General features: G+C 58.7%; 18 protein-coding genes and 1 pseudogene. 11 read left to right on the plus strand and 8 right to left on the minus strand.

Features of this window, described 5'->3' with window-relative positions; genetic code table 11:
* Positions 1-54 precede the first annotated feature (54 nt).
* The 7 genes from K290_RS0111785 to K290_RS0111815 all read left to right on the plus strand — a co-directional run bounded on the left by K290_RS0111785 (position 55) and on the right by K290_RS0111815 (position 14,445).
* A complete protein-coding gene (locus tag K290_RS0111785) occupies positions 55-1,248 on the plus strand; it encodes a phytanoyl-CoA dioxygenase family protein (RefSeq protein WP_028752122.1) in 1,194 nt (397 codons plus the stop codon).
* Between the two features lie 94 nt (positions 1,249-1,342).
* Positions 1,343-2,164, plus strand: a complete 822-nt coding sequence (locus K290_RS0111790; RefSeq protein WP_028752123.1) for an SDR family oxidoreductase — start codon at positions 1,343-1,345, stop codon at positions 2,162-2,164.
* A gap of 98 nt (positions 2,165-2,262) precedes the next feature.
* Positions 2,263-3,090 carry a nickel-binding protein gene (locus K290_RS0111795; RefSeq protein ID WP_028752124.1) on the plus strand — a complete coding sequence of 276 codons (828 nt, stop codon included), beginning with the start codon at positions 2,263-2,265 and terminating at the stop codon, positions 3,088-3,090.
* A 296-nt stretch (positions 3,091-3,386) separates the two neighbouring features.
* Positions 3,387-6,617, plus strand: a complete 3,231-nt coding sequence (locus tag K290_RS0111800; protein WP_028752125.1) for a maltotransferase domain-containing protein — start codon at positions 3,387-3,389, stop codon at positions 6,615-6,617.
* Positions 6,618-9,896 (plus strand): maltose alpha-D-glucosyltransferase, encoded by a 3,279-nt coding sequence (gene treS, locus K290_RS0111805; protein ID WP_028752126.1) that lies wholly within the window; start codon positions 6,618-6,620, stop codon positions 9,894-9,896.
* Entirely contained in the window at positions 9,896-12,103 is a 2,208-nt protein-coding gene (gene glgB, locus K290_RS0111810) for a 1,4-alpha-glucan branching protein GlgB (RefSeq protein WP_028752127.1), read from the plus strand. The genes treS and glgB overlap by 1 nt, the downstream gene beginning before the upstream one ends.
* 170 nt (positions 12,104-12,273) lie before the next feature.
* Positions 12,274-14,445 (plus strand): CHASE2 domain-containing protein, encoded by a 2,172-nt coding sequence (locus tag K290_RS0111815; protein ID WP_210311489.1) that lies wholly within the window; start codon positions 12,274-12,276, stop codon positions 14,443-14,445.
* 83 nt (positions 14,446-14,528) lie between these two features.
* Here the strand turns inward: K290_RS0111815 and K290_RS0111820 are convergent, their stop codons facing one another.
* The 5 genes from K290_RS0111820 to K290_RS37705 all read right to left on the minus strand — a co-directional run bounded on the left by K290_RS0111820 (position 14,529) and on the right by K290_RS37705 (position 18,314).
* Positions 14,529-15,572: a FecR family protein gene (locus K290_RS0111820; protein ID WP_028752129.1), complete on the minus strand. Its 1,044-nt coding sequence runs from the start codon at positions 15,570-15,572 to the stop codon at positions 14,529-14,531.
* Between the two features lie 244 nt (positions 15,573-15,816).
* On the minus strand, positions 15,817-16,554 hold the full coding sequence (gene queE / locus K290_RS0111825; protein ID WP_028752130.1) for a 7-carboxy-7-deazaguanine synthase QueE: 738 nt from the start codon (positions 16,552-16,554) through the stop codon (positions 15,817-15,819).
* Positions 16,551-16,907, minus strand: a complete 357-nt coding sequence (gene queD, locus K290_RS0111830) for a 6-carboxytetrahydropterin synthase QueD (RefSeq protein ID WP_028752131.1) — start codon at positions 16,905-16,907, stop codon at positions 16,551-16,553. Before queD ends, queE begins: the two co-directional genes overlap by 4 nt.
* On the minus strand, positions 16,907-17,617 hold the full coding sequence (gene queC, locus K290_RS0111835; RefSeq protein WP_028752132.1) for a 7-cyano-7-deazaguanine synthase QueC: 711 nt from the start codon (positions 17,615-17,617) through the stop codon (positions 16,907-16,909). Before queC ends, queD begins: the two co-directional genes overlap by 1 nt.
* Positions 17,618-17,888: 271 nt before the next feature.
* Positions 17,889-18,314 carry a curli assembly protein CsgF gene (locus K290_RS37705; protein WP_425337590.1) on the minus strand — a complete coding sequence of 142 codons (426 nt, stop codon included), beginning with the start codon at positions 18,312-18,314 and terminating at the stop codon, positions 17,889-17,891.
* On the opposite strand from K290_RS37705, the gene K290_RS38295 reads away from it, so the two are divergent.
* Entirely contained in the window at positions 18,195-18,458 is a 264-nt protein-coding gene (locus K290_RS38295) for an invasion associated locus B family protein (protein WP_425337591.1), read from the plus strand. The two genes, K290_RS37705 and K290_RS38295, sit on opposite strands and share 120 nt — an antisense overlap.
* 221 nt (positions 18,459-18,679) lie before the next feature.
* Entirely contained in the window at positions 18,680-19,591 is a 912-nt protein-coding gene (locus tag K290_RS34085) for a hypothetical protein (RefSeq protein WP_051264016.1), read from the plus strand.
* A gap of 98 nt (positions 19,592-19,689) precedes the next feature.
* Here the strand turns inward: K290_RS34085 and K290_RS37895 are convergent, their stop codons facing one another.
* The 3 genes and pseudogenes from K290_RS37895 to K290_RS34090 all read right to left on the minus strand — a co-directional run bounded on the left by K290_RS37895 (position 19,690) and on the right by K290_RS34090 (position 22,170).
* Complete coding sequence (locus K290_RS37895; protein ID WP_154668583.1) at positions 19,690-19,860, minus strand: hypothetical protein; 171 nt, start codon at positions 19,858-19,860, stop codon at positions 19,690-19,692.
* Positions 19,861-20,175: 315 nt separating this feature from the next.
* A complete protein-coding gene (locus tag K290_RS0111860; protein WP_028752133.1) occupies positions 20,176-21,444 on the minus strand; it encodes an ATP-binding protein in 1,269 nt (422 codons plus the stop codon).
* Positions 21,441-22,170 (minus strand): annotated as a pseudogene (locus tag K290_RS34090) (response regulator). Before K290_RS34090 ends, K290_RS0111860 begins: the two are co-directional and overlap by 4 nt.
* Before the next feature lie 309 nt (positions 22,171-22,479).
* Here K290_RS34090 and K290_RS0111870 point away from each other — a divergent pair.
* Both K290_RS0111870 and K290_RS0111875 read left to right on the plus strand, forming a co-directional pair.
* Entirely contained in the window at positions 22,480-22,689 is a 210-nt protein-coding gene (locus tag K290_RS0111870; protein WP_028752134.1) for a dodecin, read from the plus strand.
* Positions 22,690-23,020: 331 nt separating this feature from the next.
* Entirely contained in the window at positions 23,021-23,824 is an 804-nt protein-coding gene (locus K290_RS0111875; protein WP_028752135.1) for a dimethylarginine dimethylaminohydrolase family protein, read from the plus strand.
* Positions 23,825-23,834: the final 10 nt, after the last annotated feature.

The raw sequence follows: 23,834 nt of genomic DNA on the forward strand, positions 1-23,834 counted from the left end.
TAACACACCGGCATCTGCCGTATAGTGCCTTCATCAGAGATGGAGGAGCATCCGATGAAATCAGACAATCTTCAAAAACTACGCGCCGACCGCGTCTGGCTGACCGAAGACGCCTGTGACCTCGACGATTTTCGCGCGCTCGCCGAAAAAACCACCTTGCTTTCGGACTACCCGACCGCCGATCACGTCGAAAAAAATGTGCTGATCTACGACAGCCGCAAGGTTCTGGCTGACATTGCTACCCCGCAAGGCCGCAGCGCCGTGCTCGCAGAAATCTGCGAAGCCTTCGGCGAGGGTCCGGGCGTGGTCGTCTTCAAGCGTGCTTATGACGATACATCCGTCATCGATCGCGCCAGCGCGATTTTCAACGAGATCATCGAGGAGCAGCATCGCACCGCGACCGGCGGCGGCGACCACTTCGCCAAGCCCGGCGCTAACGACCGTATCTGGAATTCGCTGGAGAAGCATTGCCTCGCCGATCCCGAAAACTTCGCGGAATACTATGGCAATGCCATTGTCGCGATTGCCAGCGAAGCCTGGCTCGGGCCGAGCTATCAGATGACGGCGCAGGTCAACCGCGTTAACCCCGGCGGCGCGGCACAATCCGCTCACCGCGACTACCATCTCGGTTTCCAATCATCGAAGGTGATCGAGCAGTTTCCGGCCCATGTGCATAGGCTCTCGCCCGTTCTGACGCTGCAGGGCGCGGTCGCCCATTGCGACATGCCGCTCGAAAGCGGTCCGACGCTTTTCCTGCCGCACAGCCAGACCTACGTACCCGGCTATCTCGCATTAAAGCGCCAGGAGTTCCGCGACTATTTCGATCGCAACCATGTTCAGCTCCCGCTCGAAAAAGGCGATGTCGCCTTCTTCAATCCTGCCCTTTTCCATGCGGCCGGTAACAACCGCTCGGCCGATATCAAGCGCGTGGCAAACCTGTTGCAGGTTTCCTCCGCCTTCGGCCGCGCCATGGAAACGGTCAATCGCCGGCGCATGAGCGCCAATCTGTTTCCCGCGCTGAAGGCGTTGAAATCGGCCGGTAAGCTCTCCGAGGCGGAAGTGTCGAATGCCATTGCCGCCTGCGCCGAGGGCTATTCCTTCCCCACCAATCTCGACCGAGACCCGCCCATCGGAGGCCTCGCGCCGAAGACGCAGGCGCAACTGATGCATGAGGCGCTGGAAGGAAACTGGAGCGACGAGGCTTTCAGCGAGGCGCTTGCCGAACAGGCAGAAAAGAAGCTGACCTGACAGTATTGAAGGCGCATCATCCAACAAAACGAAGCCTCTCGCAGTGCGAGGGGCTTTCCGCACATTCTATCAAATCATTTCCGGGAGGAACCAAATGAGCACAGACCACAGCCGTCTCGACGGCAAGATCGCCATCGTCACCGGCGGCACGCAGGGGCTCGGCGCCACCATCACGCGTCTCTTTGCAGATCGGGGCGCCAAAGGCATCGTCATTTGCGGACGCAACGACGTGAAGGGCAAGGCCAAGGCTGAAGAGATCTCGGCGGCAACAGGCACGAAGGTCGTCTATGTCAAAGCCGACCTCGGCAATGTCGAAGAGGCGCGGAACGTCGTGCATGTCTGCGACCAGACCTTCGGTCGCGTGGATGCACTGGTGAATGCCGCCGCCATTACTGACCGCGGCAACATTCTCGACACCAGCCCCGAGCTTTTCGACACCATGTTCGCCGTCAATGTCCGCGCGCCGTTCTTCCTGATGCAGGAAACGGTGAAAATCATGCGGCGCGAGAAGATCGAAGGCACCATCGTCAATATCGGCTCGATGTCGGCCAAGGCTGGCCAACCCTTCATCGCCGCCTATTGCGCCTCCAAGGGCGCGCTGGAAACCCTGACGAAAAACACTGCCTACGCGCTGCTGCGCAACCGTATCCGCGTCAACGGCCTTAACATCGGCTGGATGGCCTCGGAAGGCGAAGACCGGATCCAGAGGGAATATCACGATGCACCGTCCGACTGGCTGGAAAAGGCCGCGGCGAGCCAGCCTTTCGGCCGTCTGGTCGACCCGCAGGAAGTGGCCCGCGCCTGCGCCTATCTGTCATCAGCCGAATCCGGCCTCATGACCGGCTCGGTCATCTGTTTCGACCAGTCGATCTGGGGCGCTTACGACGGATCGCCGCATCCGGTTGCGGCCCTCTGAGAAAACGCGAAATCGGATCGCCCTATCGGATAGGCTGGGCTCCGTCGAAACTTTAGGGTAAGCTTATATGCTTGGGGAGATTCCAGCGGGGGCGCATAATGGCTATCTTCATGGACCGACATGATCTTGCGGGGATCACTGCGGCCGATATTGCCGAAGCACATCGTAAGGATCTCGACATTCAAGATCGGTACGGGGTCAAGTTCCTCACCTATTGGTTCGACGAGCGGCGCGGAACTGCTTTTTGCCTGATGGATGCGCCGGACATGGAAACCGCCCAATGCGTGCACCGCGAGGCGCATGGCTTCATCGCCGCCGAGGTTGTCGAAGTCGCCCTGTCGGCAGTCGAGGCATTTCTCGGCCGAATTCATGATCCCGAGCCGGCATCCGGACAGTCCGCTGTCGAAATGGATGCCGGTCATAGGGCCATTCTGTTCACCGATATCGTCGGCTCGACCGAGATGACATCGCGTCTCGGTGACCGCATGGCGACTGAACTGGTGAGGGCGCACGATGCTGTCGTGCGCAGATGCCTCGCCCGATCGTCAGGCCGCGAGGTAAAGCACACCGGCGACGGGATCATGGCAATGTTCGTCTCGACAACTGCAGCCGTCGATTGCGCCATCGCGATCCAGCAGGAATTCAAGCGTTACAATCAGGACAATCTCGAACCGCTTCATATACGCATCGGCCTGGATTGCGGCGAGCCCGTCGAGGACAGCAACGACTTGTTCGGTTCAACGGTTCAACTGGCAGCACGATTGTGTGCCTCGGCCTCTGCCGATCAGATCCTCGTGTCGGAAAGCATTTTTCGAGAATACGGCACCGCCGATTTCTTCGCACATGCGACCCACCGGCGGCTGAAAGGTTTTTTGAAGCCTGTCTTGGTCCTCCAATGTGACTGGTGCAAAGCCGCCATCCAATGATCGAATTCTCGTGACCATTGCGAAAATTCGTTCCTATGTCCCTTCGATGGGCGGATTTCGGACGCTCTCCATCAATTATTTTTCGCCCTTAAGTGGCGCTTTCCCTATCGCCGCAGAGACCGCGATAACTGCTTATAAGGGCGGGAAAATCTGGCGCGACCATCTGCAGCGACCTCATGCTACTTCAAAGGAGAACATGTCGGCGAGCATTCCTGCGGCATAAAAAAGGGAACAAAGCAGCGGCGGCGAAAGTTCTCATGTCGAACTCTCATGTCGAACCAACGTGAGCAGCGGCGATGACATCAACTGCGAACGAGGGGTTGCCGAGCACTCCACCCCAAATTTACTACGTCAATCCCCTGCTTCTCAGAGGGATCGACGCATGGCGCGAGCTTTTTGATCACGCAAAGGATATTGGTTTCGATACGGTTCTGACGGCGCCGCTTTTCGATCGAGGCGGCAACAGCGTGTTCGCGGCTCAGGATTTCGAAAATCTTGACCCTGAACTCTCCCTTGGGACATCTCTCGTCGACGGCTTAGGGGCTTTGGCAGTCGCTGCGCGAGAGCGGGGTGTGGCCCTCATGATGGATCTCGTGCTCGATAGAAAGGCACGCGATCCGTCGCGGGATTTGCGTCCGATTGATCCGAGGCTCTCGCCATTGGACGCAAGCAGCTCCCTCATTACCCTCACCGCAGAAGATCGGCAATCACAGCTCCTGGCCGAATGGACGAAACGGCTGCAGACGCTGAGCGGGCTTGGAATATCGGGCTATCGCTGTCTGGGCACCGATCGCATACCACCGGAGCTATGGCGATCTTTGATCACGGCGATCCGGGAACAGGCGCCGAACGTGCAATTCATGGCCTGGACGCCCGGCACTGCCTTCGAGGCGAGGGCTGCACTAGCCGGTCTCGGCTTTGATGGCTGCTTTTCCTCGATGGCCTGGTGGGACTTCGACGAAAGGTGGTTCATAGAGGAGCATCGCGTTCAGCAACCGCTTGGCTGGCAAATCGCTTTTCCGGAGCCACCATTTGCCAAACGGATGGCTCACGGTACGGAAAGCCGGGAAATACGCGAACGACGGTCCATAAGGGCGCTGCGCCTTGCCACGTCATTGGGCGGCGGGCTCATGATCCCGATGGGATTCGAATATGGCGCCGCCCTGCCGCTCGATCCCACCCACGGAGACGGATCGGGATTGCGGGGCCTCCGATATGACCTGGCCTTCGATATCTCGTCCGAAATTCGCGCTGCCAACATGGAACTAGGCACGAACGGCGCGAAGTTTCATTCGTCGCTTTCTCTTATCCGCAGCGCAAGCAGCCCGGTATCCGCACTCCTTCATTCAAACGAAGAAGACCTTCGGGATGCAGACCGCGTACAGATCATCCTTCTCAACAGAGACCTCCGGCGAAGCGCTCCTGCTCCTTTGACGGCGCTGCGCGAGGCAGCCTCGCGCTTTCTCCCCTTTAAGAAGGGCGTTGATGCGGCCCTGCGCCTGCGGGCCGGAGAAATTATCGCGTTCGAGGCGACGGCCTCGACGCCGATCACGGTCGCTCCCACGCTGGACATTACAAAGGCTATCGCCTCGCCGCGCCTGGCAATCGAAAATATCATGCCTCGGGTCGATGACGGACGGTTTCCGGTCAAGCGGATCGTCGGCGACGTCGTCTCGGTCGAGGCTGATATCTTCGCCGACGGACATGATCCGATCGCCGCAGCCCTCCTATGGCGCTCCGCGGATGCGACTGCATGGAACGAAGTGGCGATGCGGCTGGTCGAGAACGACCGGTGGCGGGCCGAATTTCCGCTGGAGCGGGTCGGCCGGTATGAATTCGCAGTCGAGGCCTGGAAGAGCCTGTTTGCGGTCTTTCGCTATGAGCTGTCGAAGAAGAACGAGGCGAGGCTCGATCTCAAGTTGGAAATCCAGGAAGGAATGAACCTCGTTCGCGCAGCACTCGCCGAGGCGCGGGACACGCTTCGCACCGAGCTGCAGGCACTGTTTGAAAAGCTTGAATCCTCCTCACAGGCGGACCGGACTGCAATTCTGCTTAATCTGCATACGTCCGAACTGATGGCGCGAGCGGATAAGCGACCCTTCCGAGTTCGCTCGGAAGCGAGCATAGTGGATGCGGAGCGGAAGGCTGCGGCATACGCAAGCTGGTACCAGATCTTTCCACGCTCGCAGAGCGGCGACCCAGGCAGGCACGGCACCTTCGACGATGTTGTCGCAAGACTGCCGGCCATTCGCGACATGGGTTTCGATGTGCTCTATTTTCCGCCGATCCATCCGATCGGTTCGACCAACAGGAAGGGGCGCAACAACAGCCTGCAAGCGGGCCCGGGCGATCCTGGAAGTCCCTATGCCATCGGCTCGCCCGCCGGCGGGCACGATGCCATCCATCCGGAACTCGGCACGTTCGATGATTTTCGTCGCCTAATCAAAGCGGCCGAGGAGCATGGCCTTGAGATCGCGCTCGATCTCGCAATCCAGACATCGCCCGATCACCCTTGGCTGAAGGAGCATCCGGGTTGGTTTGATTGGCGGCCGGACGGAACGATCCGTTACGCCGAGAACCCGCCGAAAAAATACGAAGACATCGTTAACGTCGATTTTTACACCAGGGATTCCCTGCCCGGCCTATGGCTCGAGCTGCGGCGGGTCGTCCAAGTATGGGTGGATCAGGGCGTAAAGCTGTTTCGCGTCGACAATCCTCACACCAAACCATTTCCTTTCTGGGAATGGCTGATCGACGATATCAGGGCGCGTCACCCGGATGTGGTTTTCCTGTCGGAAGCGTTCACCAAGCCGAAAGTCATGTACCGGCTCGCAAAGCTCGGCTTTTCCCAATCCTACACATACTTCACCTGGCGCAATGCCAAATGGGAGCTCGAACACTATATGCGAGAGCTCACCCAGACGGAGGTGAAGGATTTTTTCCGCCCGCATTTCTTCGTCAACACGCATGATATCAATCCGGACTTTCTGCAGAACGCGCCCCGCCCCGCCTTCCTGATCCGCGCGGCACTCGCGGCGACGCTTTCAGGTCTTTGGGGTGTTTATAACGGTTTTGAACTTTGCGAGGGACGTCCTGACGCCAAGCGCAAGGAATATGCCGACAGCGAGAAATATGAAATTCGCGCCTGGGATCACGATCGGCCCGGCAACATCATCGCCGAGATCCGGATGCTGAACCGGATCAGAAACGAAAACAGCGCCCTGCATTCGCACCTGGGGCTGACGCTTCTTTACGCAGCCAACGACAATATTCTGTTTTTCGAAAAAGCAAGCCCTGCCCGCGACAATGTCCTGCTCGTCGCCATTACCCTCGATCCTCACCACCCACAGGAGAGCGAGGTCGAGATACCGCTGTGGCTCTGGTCACTCGGGGATGACGGTACGTTGGACGCCGAGGATCTCATCGGCGGCGGTCGCTTCAGTTGGACCGGCAAACGGCAGAGGGTCTGGCTCGATCCGCACAGCCTGCCCTTCGCCATCTGGCGCGTCCGGTCAAGGGAGGCATGAATGGACACGACGCACCGCGACAGAGAGCGCGATCCACTCTGGTACAAGGACGCGATGATCTATCAGCTCCATATCAAATCGTTCTATGATGCCAACAATGACGGCGTCGGCGATTTTGCTGGGCTGCACCAAAAACTCGACCATATCGCGTCACTTGGAATCAACGCCATTTGGCTGCTTCCCTTCTTCCCGTCGCCGCGCCGCGACGACGGTTATGACATTGCCGATTATGGCAATGTCAGCCCAGATTACGGAACGATGGAGGATTTTCGAGCCTTCGTGGACGCCGCCCATCAGCGCAATATCCACGTCATCATCGAACTCGTGATCAACCACACCTCGGACCAGCACCCGTGGTTCCAACGCGCCCGGCAAGCACCGGCAGGATCGCCCGAACGGGAATTTTATCTCTGGTCGGATACTGATCAGAGGTTTTCGGAAACCCGCATCATTTTCGTCGATACCGAAAAATCCAACTGGACATGGGATCCGGTCGCCGGCGCCTACTATTGGCATCGGTTCTACTCGCACCAGCCGGATCTGAACTTCGACAACCCGCTTGTGATGGAAGAATTGCTGAAGGTGATGCGCTTTTGGCTGGAAACCGGCATCGACGGTTTTCGTCTGGATGCCATCCCCTACCTCGTCGAACGGGACGGCACGATCAACGAGAACCTGCCCGAAACCCACGCGATCCTCAAGCGGATACGCGCGGCGCTGGATTCGACCCATCCCGGCGTGATGCTGCTCGCCGAGGCGAACCAGTGGCCGGAAGACACGCGCGAATATTTCGGCGACGGCGACGAATGCCATATGGCGTTTCACTTCCCGCTGATGCCGCGCATGTACATGGCGATCGCCAAGGAAGACCGTTTTCCGATCACCGATATTCTGCGCCAGACGCCCGAAATTCCAGACATCTGCCAATGGGCGATATTCCTGCGCAATCATGATGAGCTGACGCTCGAAATGGTGACCGACGCCGAGCGCGATTATCTGTGGGAAACCTATGCCTCCGATAAGCGCGCACGCATCAACCTCGGTATCCGGCGGCGCCTTGCGCCGCTGATGGAGCGCGACCGCCGCCGCATCGAGCTTATGAACGCGCTTCTCCTCTCCATGCCGGGAACGCCGGTGATCTATTATGGCGACGAAATCGGCATGGGGGACAACATCTATTTGGGTGACAGGGATGGCGTCAGGACGCCGATGCAGTGGTCTCCCGACCGCAATGGCGGTTTTTCGCGCGTTGACCCTGCGCGCCTCGTTTTGCCTCCGGTTGCCGATCCCCTCTATGGATTTGAAGCCGTCAATGTCGAGGCGCAAAGCACGGATGCACATTCGCTCCTGAACTGGATGCGCAGGATGCTGGCGCTGCGCGGCAAACATCCGGCATTCGGTCGCGGCTCGCTGCGTTTCCTCTCGCCGACTAACCGGAAGATCCTCGCCTATCTACGCGAACACGAAGACGAAACGCTTCTCTGCGTTGCCAATCTTTCCCGCCTGCCGCAGGCCGTGGAACTCGACCTATCGCAGTTCGAGATGCGTGTGCCGATAGAACTGACGGGCATGTCGCCATTTCCACCCATCGGCCAATTGACCTATCTATTGACGCTACCGCCTTACGGCTTCTTCTGGTTCCAGTTGGTCGCCGATGCCGATGGGCCCGCCTGGCGGACGGCTCCGCCCGAGCAACTCCCCGATCTGTTGACGATGGTCATCCGCCGGGACCTGCTGGAATTAGTGGACGAGCCAAGGCATTCGAAGATCTTGAATTCCGAAATCCTGCCGGCATATCTTTCCAAGCGCCGCTGGTTTGGGGCGAAAGACCAGCCATTGCAGGCAGCCCGGCTCATTTCCGCGACACCCATTCCCTTTGCTGAAGGTGTCGTGCTCGGTGAACTAGAGGCAGAGCTTCCGAACCATACGGAATCCTATCAGCTACCGCTTGCCGTGGCGTGGGATGACACGCAGCCTCCCGTACTTGCTCAACAGCTCGCGCTGGCCAGGCTCCGCCAGGGCAGGCGCGTCGGCTTCCTGACGGATGGTTTTGCCGTGGATGCGATGGCGCGCGGAATCGTGCGCGGCCTTTGCGAACGGTCCCACACCACTGGCCGCACCGGAACCATAGAATTCATCGGCACCGATCAGCTCGATCATCTCGACATGACGCCCGACATGCCGATCCATTGGCTCTCGGCCGAGCAGTCGAATAGTTCGCTGATCATCGGCGACTTGGTCATCATCAAACTGATCAGGCATATCTTTCCCGGCATGCATCCGGAGGTCGAGATGACGCGCTTCCTGACCCGGGCCGGCTATGATCACACCGCCCCCTTCCTCGGCGAGGTCGCGCATACCGATCCCAGCGGACGCCGATCCACGCTCATCATCGTGCAGGGCGCAATCCGAAACCAGGGTGACGCTTGGGATTGGATGCTGAGCAATCTTCGCCGCGCCGCCGATGAATTCGCCCTAAGTGATCCGGCCGCTCAGCCGCGGGACGATTTCTTCCAGTCGCTGACGAACTTCGTCGCCATGATTGGCCAGCGGCTTGGTGAGCTGCATGTGGTGCTTGCTCAACATACCGAAGAAGAAGCTTTCAAACCGGTCACTGCGGCTGAACCGGAAATCGCATCGCTGAAAGAGACGATCGCCGGCGAAGTTTCGTACGCATTCTCAAAGCTTGCGGAACTGGACGAGACCGCCGATCCGGCTGTCGATGCATTGGCCAAGCCGCTTCTGCAGCGCAAGGCAGCGATTATCGATCTGGCCGACACGCTGGCGGAAAGCGTCCGCGGTACGCTCATGACACGTGTGCATGGCGACTTCCATCTCGGCCAGATTCTCGTGAGCGAAGGCGATGCGGTAATCATCGATTTCGAAGGCGAGCCTGCGCGAAACCTTGCCGAGCGCCGCGCCAAGACCAGTCCGTTGCGCGATGTGGCAGGACTGTTGCGGTCGCTGAGCTATCTGGCCGCGACCGCCGACCTCGATAATGATGCAGTCATCGAGCACGAAAATGAGCGCCGACGGAAAGCCATCGCCGGCTTCGCCCTAAAAGCGGAGCGCGCTTTTCTCGACGCCTATTTCGAAGCGATTTCGAAGTCGGAGGCATTGTCGATGCCGCCCGAACAACGACGCAGGATTCTGGACGCCTTTCTTCTGGAGAAAGCTGCTTATGAAGTCGCCTACGAGGCGCGCAACCGGCCAAAATGGCTGCCCATTCCATTGGCAGGGCTTTCGGGCATCCTGTCCAATCTTCTGGAGGCCCGCTAATGGATATCGAACGCTCCGACCTTCTCGCCGGCATCGGACAGGACGCGATTGCAGCGCTGACTCAAGGACGCCACGGCGATCCGTTTGCGGTCCTCGGAATCCACAGGCACGGCGTGTTCACGATCGTGCGGATATTCATGCCCGGCGCGGATGCGGTGGATATCATCGATACCGCCAGCGGCAATGTCCTGACCGCCTGCCAGCTTGTTCACCCGGCTGGATTGTTTGCAGCCGCCGTTGCTTCAAAATTGGACTGTTGCCTGCGGATCAAATGGCCGGACGCGATTCAAGTGACCGAGGATCCCTACAGCTTCGGACCTTTGCTAGGCGAACTCGATCTCCATCTGATTGCTGAGGGAACCCATTACAACCTAAGTCGGACACTCGGCGCGGTCGCAATGGAAGTCGACGGAATCGCCGGCGTTCGCTTCGCCGTGTGGGCACCGAACGCACGACGGGTTTCGGTCGTGGGAGATTTCAATTCATGGGACGGCCGGCGCAACCCCATGCGCCTGCGGGCACCCGCCGGCGTTTGGGAGATCTTCATTCCACGGCTGACGCCCGGCGAACGCTATAAGTTCGAGATCGTCGATGCAAACGGTACCTGCCTTCCGCAGAAAGCCGATCCGGTCGCGCGGGCGAGCGAAGCTGCCCCGTCAACGGCCTCCATCGTCGCGTCGTCAACACCGTTCCGCTGGAGCGACGACACGTGGCTGCATACCCGGCAATCGCGAAAAAGTCTGGAAGGCGCCATGTCGGTCTACGAAGTCCATGTGGGTTCGTGGCTTCGAAATCTTCAGGACGGCAACAGGTCTTTCGATTGGATCGAACTCAGTCAGCGGCTTGTACCCTATGCGCGCGACATGGGGTTCACCCATATAGAGTTGCTTCCCATAATGGAGTACCCGTTCGGCGGCTCCTGGGGCTACCAGCCTCTCGGCCTTTTCGCCCCTACTGGACGCTACGGCACACCGGAAGATTTCGCCTATTTCGTCGATCGGTGCCATGGGGCAGGTCTGGGTGTGATCCTCGACTGGGTGCCCGCACATTTCCCGACCGACGTCTGGGGCCTGTCCCGCTTCGACGGGAGCGCCCTCTACGAGCACGAGGATCCCCGAGAAGGTTTCCACGCCGATTGGAACACCCTGATCTACAATCTCGGCCGCAACGAGGTGAAAGGCTTTTTGATCGCCAGCGCCTTGGAGTGGCTGGAGCGCTACCATGTGGATGGCCTGAGGGTGGATGCGGTGGCTTCGATGCTCTACCGCGACTATAGCCGCAACGAAGGCGAATGGGTTCCCAATCGGTACGGCGGCCGGGAGAATCTGGAAGCGGTCGAATTCCTCAAGCACCTGAACAGCATCATTCATCAGCGATGCCCCGATGCACTCATGATTGCCGAGGAATCCACGGCGTGGCCCGGCGTGACGAGACCACCGGAGCAAGGCGGCCTGGGATTCGACATCAAATGGAACATGGGCTGGATGCATGACAGCCTCACTTACATGTCGAAGAATCCCGTTTATCGCCGCCATCATCATGACATGATGACCTTCGGCATGATCTATGCCTATTCCGAGCGCTTCATGCTGCCGCTCTCGCACGACGAGGTTGTTCACGGAAAAGGCTCCCTTCTGGCGAAAATGCCGGGCGACGACTGGCAGAAATTCGCCAATCTTCGGGCCTATTTCGCCTTCATGTGGGGCTATCCAGGCAAAAAGCTGCTTTTCATGGGCGGGGAAATCGCGCAGCCCGGCGAGTGGCAGCACGATCAATCCGTAACCTGGGATGTCCTCGACCAACCGCGACATGCCTCCATGCAGCGTCTGGTCAGAGATCTGAACGGCATTTATGGCAGGGAGGACGCCCTGCAATTCGGAGATCTCGATCCACAGGGCTTCGAATGGGCCGTGGTCGATGACGCGGCCAATTCCGTTTTCGCGATGCTACGGTTTCCGCAAGACCGCTCCTATTCGATTCTCGTCGTGTCGAATTTCACGCCCGTTCCGCGCTACGACTATCGCATCGGCGTTCCGACGGAAGGCATATGGGTCGAGGAGTTCAATAGCGATGCACCTGAATATGGCGGCACCGGCCTGGTGAACGGGGCAGTGCCGGCGACCTCGTCTTCGCTGAACGGCCGCCCCGCCTCGCTATCCCTGCAACTGCCGCCGCTCGCGACCATCTTCGTCAAAAGCCCTCGATGATTGCAATCGCGGAAATCCCGTCCTGCGTCTCTTCGAGACTTTGATCATTGCATCGTTCACGCGAACAAGGCAGCATGCTCTTCCTTGGCGCAGCAGCAGACCAGTAGATTTGTATTTCGCCGAATTGCTACTTGTTGCCGAGGATAAGAGGCAAAGGGACTGACACCGTAATGGTGACGCGCGCGCAGCAAATTGGCGTCGTTATCGGCCTGGCGATTGTCACAGCGCTTACGGTCCTGCGGGCCAGCGACCCTCAGTTGCTGAGGCTCGCCCGTGATTTGACATTCGACCAGTATCAGCGCCTGGTGCCCCGGACATTCGAAAACCAGCCTGTTCGGGTGATCGACATAGACGAAGCGTCGCTGCGCGAGTTCGGTCAATGGCCTTGGCCAAGGAACCGGATTGCCGCCCTTGTGGACAGGCTTTCCGATATGGGCGCGTCCGCCATCGCTTTCGATGTCCTTTTCGCCGAGCCAGATCGCCTCTCGCCTCGCAATGTCGTTCGTGACGTCACCGGGGTCGATCCCACATTGCTCGGCAAACTGCCGGACAATGACGAAATCTTTTCCCGATCGCTGTCCGGACGGCCCGTGGTGCTGGGCGTCGGCCTCTCCAACGAAGGAAACTATCTGCCGCCGGTCAAGGCGGGATTTGCCTATACCGGCGAAAATCCCTTCGGCGCGCCGCCGGCAATCAAGGCGGCGACGCCTCTGCAGCCGCTATTGGAGGCTAATGCCGCCGGCATCGGCCATATCAGCCTCAATCCGGGCGCATCATCGGCGGTGGTGCGCGCGGTCCCGCTTTTCCTCAGCGACGGCAAGAGGCTTTATCCCAATCTCGCGCTCGAAGCGCTCCGTGTCGCACAGGGAGCCTCCACCTACATCCTCGACGCGGCGCCGGACAAGCCGAACACGCTGACGCGGGTCAAGATCGGGGATTTCGTGGTGCCGGTAACAGCGGCGGGGGAGCTCTGGCTCTATGTCAGCCACGACACTTCGGAACGGTATATTTCCGCAAGCAAGGTGCTCGCGAACGGAGCGCCCTCCGCCGATATCAAAAACGCCATCGAAGGCAGCATCGTCTTCGTCGGAACCTCTGCTTCCGGCCTTCAGGATGTCCGCACGACGGCGCTTGGCGAGAACGTTCCGGGTGTCTCCATCCATGCGCAGATCGTCGAGCAGATCCTTTCCGGCCGTTTCCTATCCCGGCCGGATTGGGCGGATGGGCTGGAAATCCTGTCCATCGCCGTATTGGGCAGCCTTCTGGTAATCCTCACCACCTTCGTCAATCCGGCCGTCGCCCTCGCCTGCGGCCTGCTGATCACCTTCCTTGCCCTTGTCGCCTCCTGGATCGCCTTCCTCTATGGCGGACTTCTCTTCGACCCGCTGGCACCGATCGTTGCGGGATCGATCACGCATTTCGCTGCCACGGCATTCCGCTTTCTCGTCACCGACCGGGAACGGCGCGATGTGCGGCGGGCATTCGGCCACTATCTCTCGCCATCGCTGCTCTATCGCATCGAGCATACCCGCGATGCCCTGCGCCTTGGCGGAGATGAGCGCGAGCTGACTGTCATGTTCGTCGATGTGCGAAACTTCACTCAGATCAGCGAGGAAATGACGCCAAGCGCCGTCGTTGCATTTCTGAACACGCTGCTCGATGCGCTGAGCCACCATGTCATCGCAAACGACGGCACGCTCGATAAGTTCATCGGCGACTCGATCATGGCTTTCTGGAACGCTCCCGTCGATGTCTCCGACCATGCCGGTAAGGCAGTGCATGCGGCTCTCGGCATGCGGGAAACGCTCACCCGCCTCAACAACAGCGACGCATTCGGTTTCGGAGACGAGCGGAAGGTCGGCATCGGGATCGGCATCCATACCGGGCTTGCCTGCGTCGGCAATATGGGCGCCGAGACACGCTTCAATTACTCCGCAGTCGGCGATGCCGTGAACATTGCCGCGCGTATCGAATCTGCCTGCAAGGATATCAATTTCGACATTCTGGTATCCGAGCCGACAGCAGGCTTGCTGCCCGATTGTGCTCTGCTCGAAGCGGGAGCGCTGACACTGAAGGGTAAGAGCATGCGAACCAAACTCTTTGCGGTGGTCGGCGATGCGCGCCTGGCGAGATCTGCCGAATTTGTCGAACTTCAAGCCGTGCACAGGCGCCTTGTCGATGCCCTGCGCGTACGATCGACGAATAGCCGAAAACTCGTCAGCGCCGCAAAGCTCAAGGCGCAGGTTGCGGCGACGGGACTGCTGCAGGATTTTTATAGGCAGATTTCGCGCCGGGCCGGACACTTTGTCGACGAACCTGCCGACAAGGCCGCCGACATCTAGCTGATTTCGCCGCCGTCGCCCATGCTGCTTTCAAATGACATCATTGAAAGCGGACTGGATTTCAGGCTCCAAAAGCGTCCATGCTACCGATGGTGATGCCCGCCGTCATCATGGTCGCCATGGTCGCCATGATCGCCGTCATGACCGTCGTCGTCGCCCCAGTTGTGATCACCCCAGCCATGGTCGCCTCTGCCATGGTGATCGTGATGATCATGATGCTTGCCTTCGTCGTGATCATGCTCGTGCGGTTTGCCAGGCTTGTCAGGCGTGCTTGGCGTGTTGGGGACGTTCGGCGTACTGGGAGTTTCGGGGGTACTTGGTGCAGCGGGCGCCTCGGCGCGCGGCGATTCCGGCGTGCTGGGTGGGCCAGGCGTATCAGGCGGTGACGGTGCCGGATTGTTTGCCGGAGCGCTGCGCGGCGATATGCCGTTGGGCCGGTCTCTCATCGCCGTCGATAAACCACAATCGCCACCGCCGGCAAAAGCCATTCTGCCCGAAAGCGTCTGATCACCGGACAGGAACGGCAGGGCTTTCTGGTTTCCGAGCGTCTTGAGAATATCGCGATTGACCCGGCGCGGATCACTTATCTCGCCATTGCGTTTGGCGACCACACAATCGCACTGTGCCTTCAATTGCCGGCAGCCGCCCGCGCCACAAAATTGAGCGGCGCCGTTCAACAGAACCATTGCCGTCGTGCCGTTGGCGCCGACATAAAAATCAAACGCGGTTCCGCGCACGCCGATCGTTCCGGCCGGCGTCACGATTTGATAGGCCGAGTGGTTCGAATTTCCACTCATCCAGCGAAAAGTACCCTTTGCCGCATTTATGGTGAGTTTTTTGACCGCGCCTGAGTCGTCGAAGACAAATTTGTCGATGACAACCGAAGAGCCGGCTCCGACAGCCAATTTCGTGCCATCGCGAAACGTGAACTGTCCTAAGCCCGAAATGGAGGTGCGAATTTGCTCGTCCCGATGCACGGGATCAGCGACCGCCAGTGGACCGCCCGCGCCCGTGACTTCGGTTTTAATGAGTACCGCCTCGCCGACCTTCTCGGCGGCATTCGAAGGCAACGGAGCAAGCAGTATGACGCTCAGCACAGCGATCGCGGCGTCACGCGGATACAACATCCCATCCTCCAAGATTATCTATGTTTTACCATAGGATAATCTTGAACGTCCCATCATCCTTTCTGACTACAATCGATACAGTATGAGCTATTTCCGGATTAGGCTTAGCCGAAAAACAAGCGCGAAAGAACACTCTACGCAACTTTTCCGATAGAAAATCTTGCCGATTTTTTCGGAGAAGCCTGGGACGAGCAGGTTTGTACTATGCGCCCATTGCGAAATCGAAGGATTTGAGGCAGCGGCACTAAACGCCGCGCTTGTTGCCCCAAAGAAGGACGTGCAACTGCGGCAAGACCCGCGCCTCGAACCATCCGTCTGATGTCACCTTGTCCACGAGCCAGCGCATTCGATCCATAATGCCGTCGATATCGATCGTCGCGTCATCCGCTTCAGGCGGAGGGGGCGTGTGATTGCCGGGCTGCAGATAGACCGGCAGATGCGGGAAGCGAGTGGCGGCATCGCGTGCATAGGCATAGTCGCGATCGTCAAAAACGACGAATCTCAATGCAATCTGCGGTCCGTCGGCCGCAGAGCAGAGACAGTCGGCGAGCACATCCCAATCCGTTGCCATGCCGCTCGAAGGCGGCTTGGGGCTCAGCACCAGCACATCGAGATCGGCAAACCACGCCTTTGCGATACTCGCCTGCGTTTCCAGCGCAAACCTGTAGCCTTGATCATGGCCGCGAGCGATCAGGGGCCCGAGCGGCTGGATCGCCGGATTACCGCCCGAGAGCGACACCATCAGCGGCTTCCCCCCGGAAAGCCGGATCACCTCTTGCCAGATCTCATCGACCGACATCGGCTGCCATTGATCGCGATATTCGCTGTCGACCGCGTGCAGCGTATCGCACCAGGAACAGCGATAATCGCAGCCGCCGGTCCGGACGAACACGGTCGGAAGCCCGATCAGTACCCCCTCGCCCTGGATTGTCGGTCCGAATATCTCGCTGACGCGGATCGTGGTTTCGCGTGCCTCGCTCATGGCCGATATTCCGCCCAGGTCTTCGGCGTTTCGCTGATGCGCACCGCCGATGTCTCGGGCAGACGCTGCTTGCACCAGTCATAGAAGTGCTTGGCCAGAAATTCCGATGTCACACGGTCATGACCGAGAACTTCGTTCAGATGACGATGATCGAAATGCTCGTCGATATAGCGCTTCAGCGGCGCAAGCTCATGATAATCGCGGACGAAACCGTCGGCATCGAGCTCGGCAGCCGAAAGCTCCACCTCGACGATATAGTTGTGCCCGTGCAGCCGGGCGCATTGATGATCGGCCGGAAGATGGGTGAGTTGATGCGAGGCGGAGAAATGAAATTGCTTGGTGATGCGGAACATTACTTCGCCTCCTCGGCCGAATAGCCGGCCGTCGCAGCCACCCAGAAATCCGGATCGTCATATTCCGTCGGATCGTCGACACCGGCGAGATGGAAGGCCTCGCGCCGTTCGACGCAGGTGCCGCAGCGGCCGCAGTGCCGCATGCCGCCTTTATAGCAAGACCAGGTCTCGGCAAACGGCGTGCCGTTCTTCGCGCCGTCGGCCACGATGTCCGCCTTGGAGATGTTCACATAGGGCGCATAGAGCGAAACGCTGGCATAACCATCGAGAGCGTGGTTCTGCATCTGCTGAAACGCGTCGATGAAACCCGGCCGGCAATCCGGATAGATGAAATGATCGCCGCCATGAACGGCAACGGCGACCGCATCCGCTTTCTGCGCGGCGGCAAGGCCGAAGGCGATCGCGAGCATGATGGCATTGCGGTTCGGGACGACGGTCGCCTTCATCGTTTCCTCGGCATAGTGTCCGTCCGGCACCTCGACGTTATCTGTCAAGGCCGATCCTGTCAGGTGTGCGCCGATGGCCGTGATATCGATGACGTGATGCGGCACACCAAGGCGAGCGGCGCAGGCAGCAGCAAAATCCAGCTCCTTGCGGTGCCGCTGGCCGTAATCGAACGAGACGAGGCCAATAAGGTGATGTTCGGCAGCGACCTTATGGGCGAGCGAAACGGAATCCAATCCGCCGGAGCAGATGACGATAGTCTTCATAATTTGAGGTCCCTTGTTTTGACCGGGTGGGCTGCGACCGGATAGTTGAGCTTTCAAAAGCTATGCCGGGGTCACTAGCAGCAGACCCTGTCAGAAGCAAGGCGCGCGATCACCAAAATGAGTTCGCCGCCGGTGTCGGCGACGGCCGCTGCTCCATCTAAATCGATCTCGACCGTGATTATTGGCATTTTTGTTGCTCAGACAAGTTTTGCCGCAGAAACCTATCTGGACTTCGCCAGCTTTTGTTAAGCAGGCGAGCCGTTCCGGCTTTTCAACGCTCGACACTGCCTCGATCACGAAACCTGTTCTGAAAATGATTGCCGCCACGCCGAGCGTCGATACAGTCCGGATAGGATCGGTTCGTTGGCGTGGTGTTGGTATTGGTGTTGACGTCAGGCAGCGTTGTCGTCGACGAGGACGTCGGCTGGGTCGTGCTGCCGAAGTTGGGAAAATCGATGGAGGATCCCGGGCTGCTGGAGCCTTCCGCGGCCTTGCCCTGCGCACTCGCCTGCGACAGCAGCCAGCTTCCATTCTGAGGATCGCCGCCGAAAGCGGGATTGATTGGCTTGTAGACGAACTGGGAAGCCGAAGCAGCACTGGCAATCGATGCGATCGCGATGACAGCGCCTCCAGTGCGACGATGGACGTAAGCCGCTGTACGTTGCAGGGCTGCCTCGTCGAAACCAATGTCGAGAATGCCCTCCTCGATGCCATGAAGACGAAACCCGCCGCCACCGTGACCGTGACGACTCCGGATGGGAAAAACATACCGATCAAGCTGTCGCTCGACGGCTTTCCCGAAGCATTCGCGGCGATGAAAGCCGCAGACCGCGGCAAGTAACTCCACCCCCGCCAAGCGCACATGATCCCGCCTGCATCGCAATAGCGGCAGGCGGGTAATCCTATTTGGGTATATAACCTCGCTTGACGCCTTAAGCTTTATTCTTAAGCTAAACTCTTATCAGGCAAGGCAAACAAATATTTAGTATTTAAAGCCTATAATTATCGAATATTAAGGCATGACCTAGCCAATCCTAAATTATTGAAAGAATGTTGGCGCTTATGGCCTTCACAGCAAAAGAACTCAGTCAAGACGAAGATTTCCTGTCCGCTATATTGCACAGCGCACATGAACTTATGGCGATCTATGATGAGAACCCGCGCATCGCCTCGATCTTTGCCGCGCAGCAAAGGTGGCTTCTGGCGCATGCCGGCTATGCTCTCTTTCTCGGCTATCCCGACGATCCCACGCCGGGGCTCTATAGCGGCCGGTTTGTCGATTTCGCGGTCAAGTATAAAATCGCGAGCCATAATACGGCGGCGGCATTCCTGAAGGAAATGATCGCCTATCGCTTCGTACGGCCGGTCGCCGGCAGCTCCGACCGCCGCATCACCTTACTTGAGCCCACCGAAACGACCCGCGAATACATGGCCCGCTGGATCTATACGCATCTGCTGGTTCTGGATGCGCTTGACGGCGGCGACAGGATGGCAAGGACGACCGTCGATCCCAGTTCGGTGCTGCGCATGCAGCCTAAGATCGCCAAGATGATCCTCGACAGCGAAAGCCTGAAGAACCCGGGCGTAACCTTCGCTCTGTTCAACTGGGCGACCTCCGGCGGCGTGGTGATGGACTATCTGATCTCCCGAATCAGCAAGCTCGATCCCACCTCGGACAAGGTCCTGATCGGCCCGATCTCACCGAAGGTCATCCAGAGTCAGTTCATGATTTCGAGCGCGCATTTGAAGCGACTTTTGAAACAGGCGACAGAACTCGGAAGCGTCGGCTGGGCCGGTGCCCCTGGAAAAAGCAGTTTCTGGCTTTCCCGAAACTTCGTCTCCGAATACTGGAACTATCAAGCCGAGAAATACGCAATCGTCGATACAGTCAGCCAAACAGTGCTCGGCCAGCTTGGTTATTCAGCCAAATTCGGCGAAGAGCTTCTTCCCCGCGCGCTGGCAATTTCCGCATAAAAGAAGAGGGCGCCGAACGGGATCCGATGGATTCGGATCCCAAGCGCAGGGCTTCAAGGAGATGAAGCCTGCCCAAGCGCGGCAAAGCTCGATGGTGCTCAGCGCGTATTGAGGCCGGTGCCCGGCACAGAGGTTATCTTGTCGGCCCCATCGAGCCCAGGCACCAGCTTTACAGGCGAGCGCTCGACCTGCATCAGCCGCCATTCATTTTCCAGACGATCGACTACATGTACGGGTATTTCTTTCCGTACGGTTTCACGCTCTTGCATCGAGGCCTCCCCTGCCGTTGATATTCTTTGAATGCCACGGCAGAAATGCTTTGTAAATTAGAGTATTAAAACGTTTAAACGATTGAATTTATTTTAATCGATTAAAGATGTGAATACTTGCAGAAATGCTAATTAGAAATGCGCCTTAAGGATTTCCCGAATTTATTTATTGCGCTCCCAACATCGCTTTCGGACGAAAGTGACGGCATAGGGTCAACCAATTTCGATGGAGATTCGGCGCGCGAACGGGCAGCCTATGTTTGACAATCGGCGCTGAGACTGAAACGGTCGCCCGATATTGGATGACGGCGGCTCTCAACCGGCGGCGAGTTTATCGCCACGGCTGTTGAATGTGACCACCTGCTCCAATCCCCTCGGCTGCCGATTGCGCACGGTGATCTCGCCTTCGAACCTGGAAACGATTTCCTTGGCGATGGCCATTCCGAGGCCGGCGCCTGGGAAAGACCGCTGCCGTGCGATATCGATGCGAAAAAAGGGCTCGAAGACCTGGCTCAGGCGGCCTTCGGGAATACCAGGTCCTGTGTCGACAATGGTGACCATGGCTTTGTCGCCGGTGTGCGTGACCGCGACGATTGCCGATTCACCATGCGTCGCAGCGTTGATCAGGAGATTGCGCAGCGCCCTCGTGATCGCCAAACGGCCCGCGCAAATCGTTACGGTCTGCAGTTCGCCGGCTTTGATTGCCATGCCCATCGATGTGAGCTCCGTCACGATATTTGCGACGATCGTATCGAGCCTTACGCACTGCAGGCTGTCCCTGGAGATTTCTTCCCGCACCAAGCCGATGGCGCTGTCGGCGATCGTGTCGAGTTCTTCGAGGTCGGCGAGCCATTTCTGCCGATCTTCGTCATCCTTGATGAATTCAGCACGCAACCGCATGCGCGTCATGGGTGTTCTAAGGTCATGTCCGGCGGCCGCGACCAGTCGCATTCGGCTCTCGGTGGCAGCTTTCACTCGGGCTGACAGTTCATTGAGCGCCCGTGCCGTGACGCGAATTTCACCCGGACCGGTTTCCGGAACGTGCGGCAGCGTTCCGTCCGGGCCGATCTCGGCCGAGGCCCGCTCAAGCAGGCGAAGCGGCTTCATGATCTTCGATGCGGCAAATATGGAAATCAGCACGCTTCCCGTGATGATGAGGCCGAGCCAGCCCGCGAGATTCTTCCATCCGCCGGGCGGTGGACCGAGTTCCGGGATCGGCATCACCATCCAATTGCCGTCTGGGAGCCTCAGAGAGGCAATCGTGGCACGGGACGATGGGCGGGATACGATCGCTGGCCGGGGGTCCCCAGTGCGAAGCAGGCTTTCCATCAGAAATCCGGAAAGCGGTTCATCGCTGTGCCCGCCGGCGGGAACAGCAGCTATAACTACGCCAGCAGAGATCGCCGCAGCCCTGTCGGCCTCCGCAAGTTTTGCAAGTATGGATAACTGGCGCGCCATCGGCTCCATGGTGCTTTCCGGCTTGGGCCCTCGCATCACAAGGCTCGCCACGAAGGAGGAGGTGATAACCACCAGAACAATGGCCGTCAGCAAGAGAAGCGCCAGGCGGGCGCCGAGAGACTTCATGGATCGCTCTTGACAGCCGTTACCGGGACAACGAGCTGATAACCGCCGTTTCGAACAGTTCTGAACACCGGCTCTTCGGCCGTCTCTCCCAGCTTGCGACGCAATCGGCTCATCAGCACGTCGATCGAACGATCGGCCGGATCGCGATCGCGTCCCTGCGTCAGGTCGAGCAGTTGGTCTCGGGACAGCAACCGCCCGGCTCGTTCGATAAAGGCCTTGAGCAGATCGAATTCAGCTCCGGTCAGCGAAATAATCTCGCCATTATCCCTCGTAACGCGGCGAAGCTGCGGATCGAGCGTCATCTCGGCAAAATGAAAGCGGCGCTGCTCCGGCTCCGAAGAGATGTCCTCATTTACGGCGCAGGACCGCGCGGATGCGCGCTGCTAGCTCTCGCGGGTTGAACGGCTTGCCGAGATAGTCATCCGCACCGATCTCAAGCCCCAAGATCCGATCTATGTCTTCCTTCAGAGCAGTCAGGAGAATGACCGGGACACGGGGGCGGCGGTTTCGCAGATCGCGGCAAAGATCAAGGCCCGATCCATCGGGCAGCATGACGTCCAAAACGAGAAGATCCGGCGCGCGCCGATTGAGCACGTCATTGCAGCCGCGAAGATCACTTGTCGTCGAGACGCGAAAGCCCTGCTCCTCGAGATATCGGCTCAGAAGCGCGCGAATTTCATGGTCGTCATCGACAATCAAGATGTCAGACGCGGCGGTCACAGTCATAGCCATCGTTCCATTTCTTAAGGCTTTTATACGAACTCCTCTCCAAAAGAAGGTTTTTCGCGGACGAAACCAGCGAAATCTCGCGCCGGAAACATTGGTTTACAAAAATCCTGACGTCGGAAATGTTGAGCAAAAAACAGGTCTGGTTCTCAACTGCCTTGAGCGCGGCCCCGACCGTTTGACAAAGGACCACTGTTGCCGGATCGTGAGTGCGAGGCGCCTGCAACAGCAGACGTTTCGTGAGCCGGCCACACGAACACGGTCCGGAGTTCGAGCCAAACATAGTCTCTACGACGCTGGGAGGATAACGTGAACGATCATGTCTATAAGAAAGTGGAACTTATCGGCAGTTCCAAAACCTCGGTGAACGACGCGATCGAAACTGCGATTTCGCGAGCCTCGAAGACCATGAGAAATCTCGACCGGTTCGAGGTGGATCAAATCAGAGGGCACATCCGGGATGGCGCGGTCGCTCATTATCAGGTGGTGATGAAGGTCGGTTTCCGGATCGACGATTGATGCGCTGAACAGTTCGTTCCTGCTGCGCGCGAATTGGCCGCGGGGGCTCGCGCCGCCCCCCGGGATGCGTGCGTTTGAATTTCAAACGTCGCAGAAAATTTAGACCGATACCATCCTTACTGGCAGAGGGTGACGCGCTCTGTCTGTAAAGCTGGTTCGAAGCGCCCATCCGCAACTGTCATCCGAGAATTGCTGCCTTAGTCGGCGTGAAGCGGCCGAGCACGAAACACGAGCTGGCTCCGGCAGATGCGGGCTGCGGACAGGAGCTATCGACCGCCGTCGATAAGCACGATAGAAACCCGCTGAACGACAAAATAAGGTATTTTTGGAAATGTCCTCAGGCAATTCGGTTTATCATTTCAACTCCGCCATCGTTCGCGAACCATCGCGCTCGGTCGTTGACGGCCTGCGTGCCGGGGAGCACGCCAGTCCGACCTATGAGCGCGTTAAGGCGGAGCATGATGATTATATCGCCGCCATGCGCGACGCTGGCGTTCGCGTGACCATCCTGCTGGCACTCGAAGCCTTTCCCGACTCCATCTTCGTCGAGGACCCCGCACTCGTATTTACCGAAGGGGCGATCCTGCTTCGTCCAGGTGCTGCAAGCCGCATGGGCGAAGCCGCGGCAATCGCACCCGCCTTGCGTGACATGTTCGACACCGTCCTCGATCTCCCAGGTGATGGATATGTGGATGGCGGCGATGTTCTGACGACGCCGCAAGGTGTCATGATCGGCCTTTCGGCACGAACCGACAAGACCGGCGCCGAAGCTCTCGCCGTCTGCATCGACAAGCTTGGCCGCAAGGCGAAGCTGGTTGCCACGCCCGAAGGCGTGCTTCATTTCAAGACCGACTGCTCGCTGCTGGACGAGGAAACGGTGCTCTCGACCGCCCGCCTTGCACGATCCGGCGTCTTCAAGGATTTCAAGCAGATCATCATTCCGGAAGGCGAAGAGGCGGCTGCGAATGCGCTGAGGGTCAATGACGTCCTCATGGTTCCTGCCGAGCATCCGCGTACGCTCGATATGCTCGATAGGCTGGGCTATCGGATCGTGGCGATGAAGACCGCTGAAATCGGCAGGATCGATGCCGGGCTCTCCTGCCTGTCGCTGCGCTGGTATCGCAAGGGCGAATAGTCTCGATGGA

This window comes from Rhizobium leucaenae USDA 9039 (assembly GCF_000426285.1).
Taxonomy (GTDB): Bacteria; Pseudomonadota; Alphaproteobacteria; order Rhizobiales; family Rhizobiaceae; genus Rhizobium; species Rhizobium leucaenae.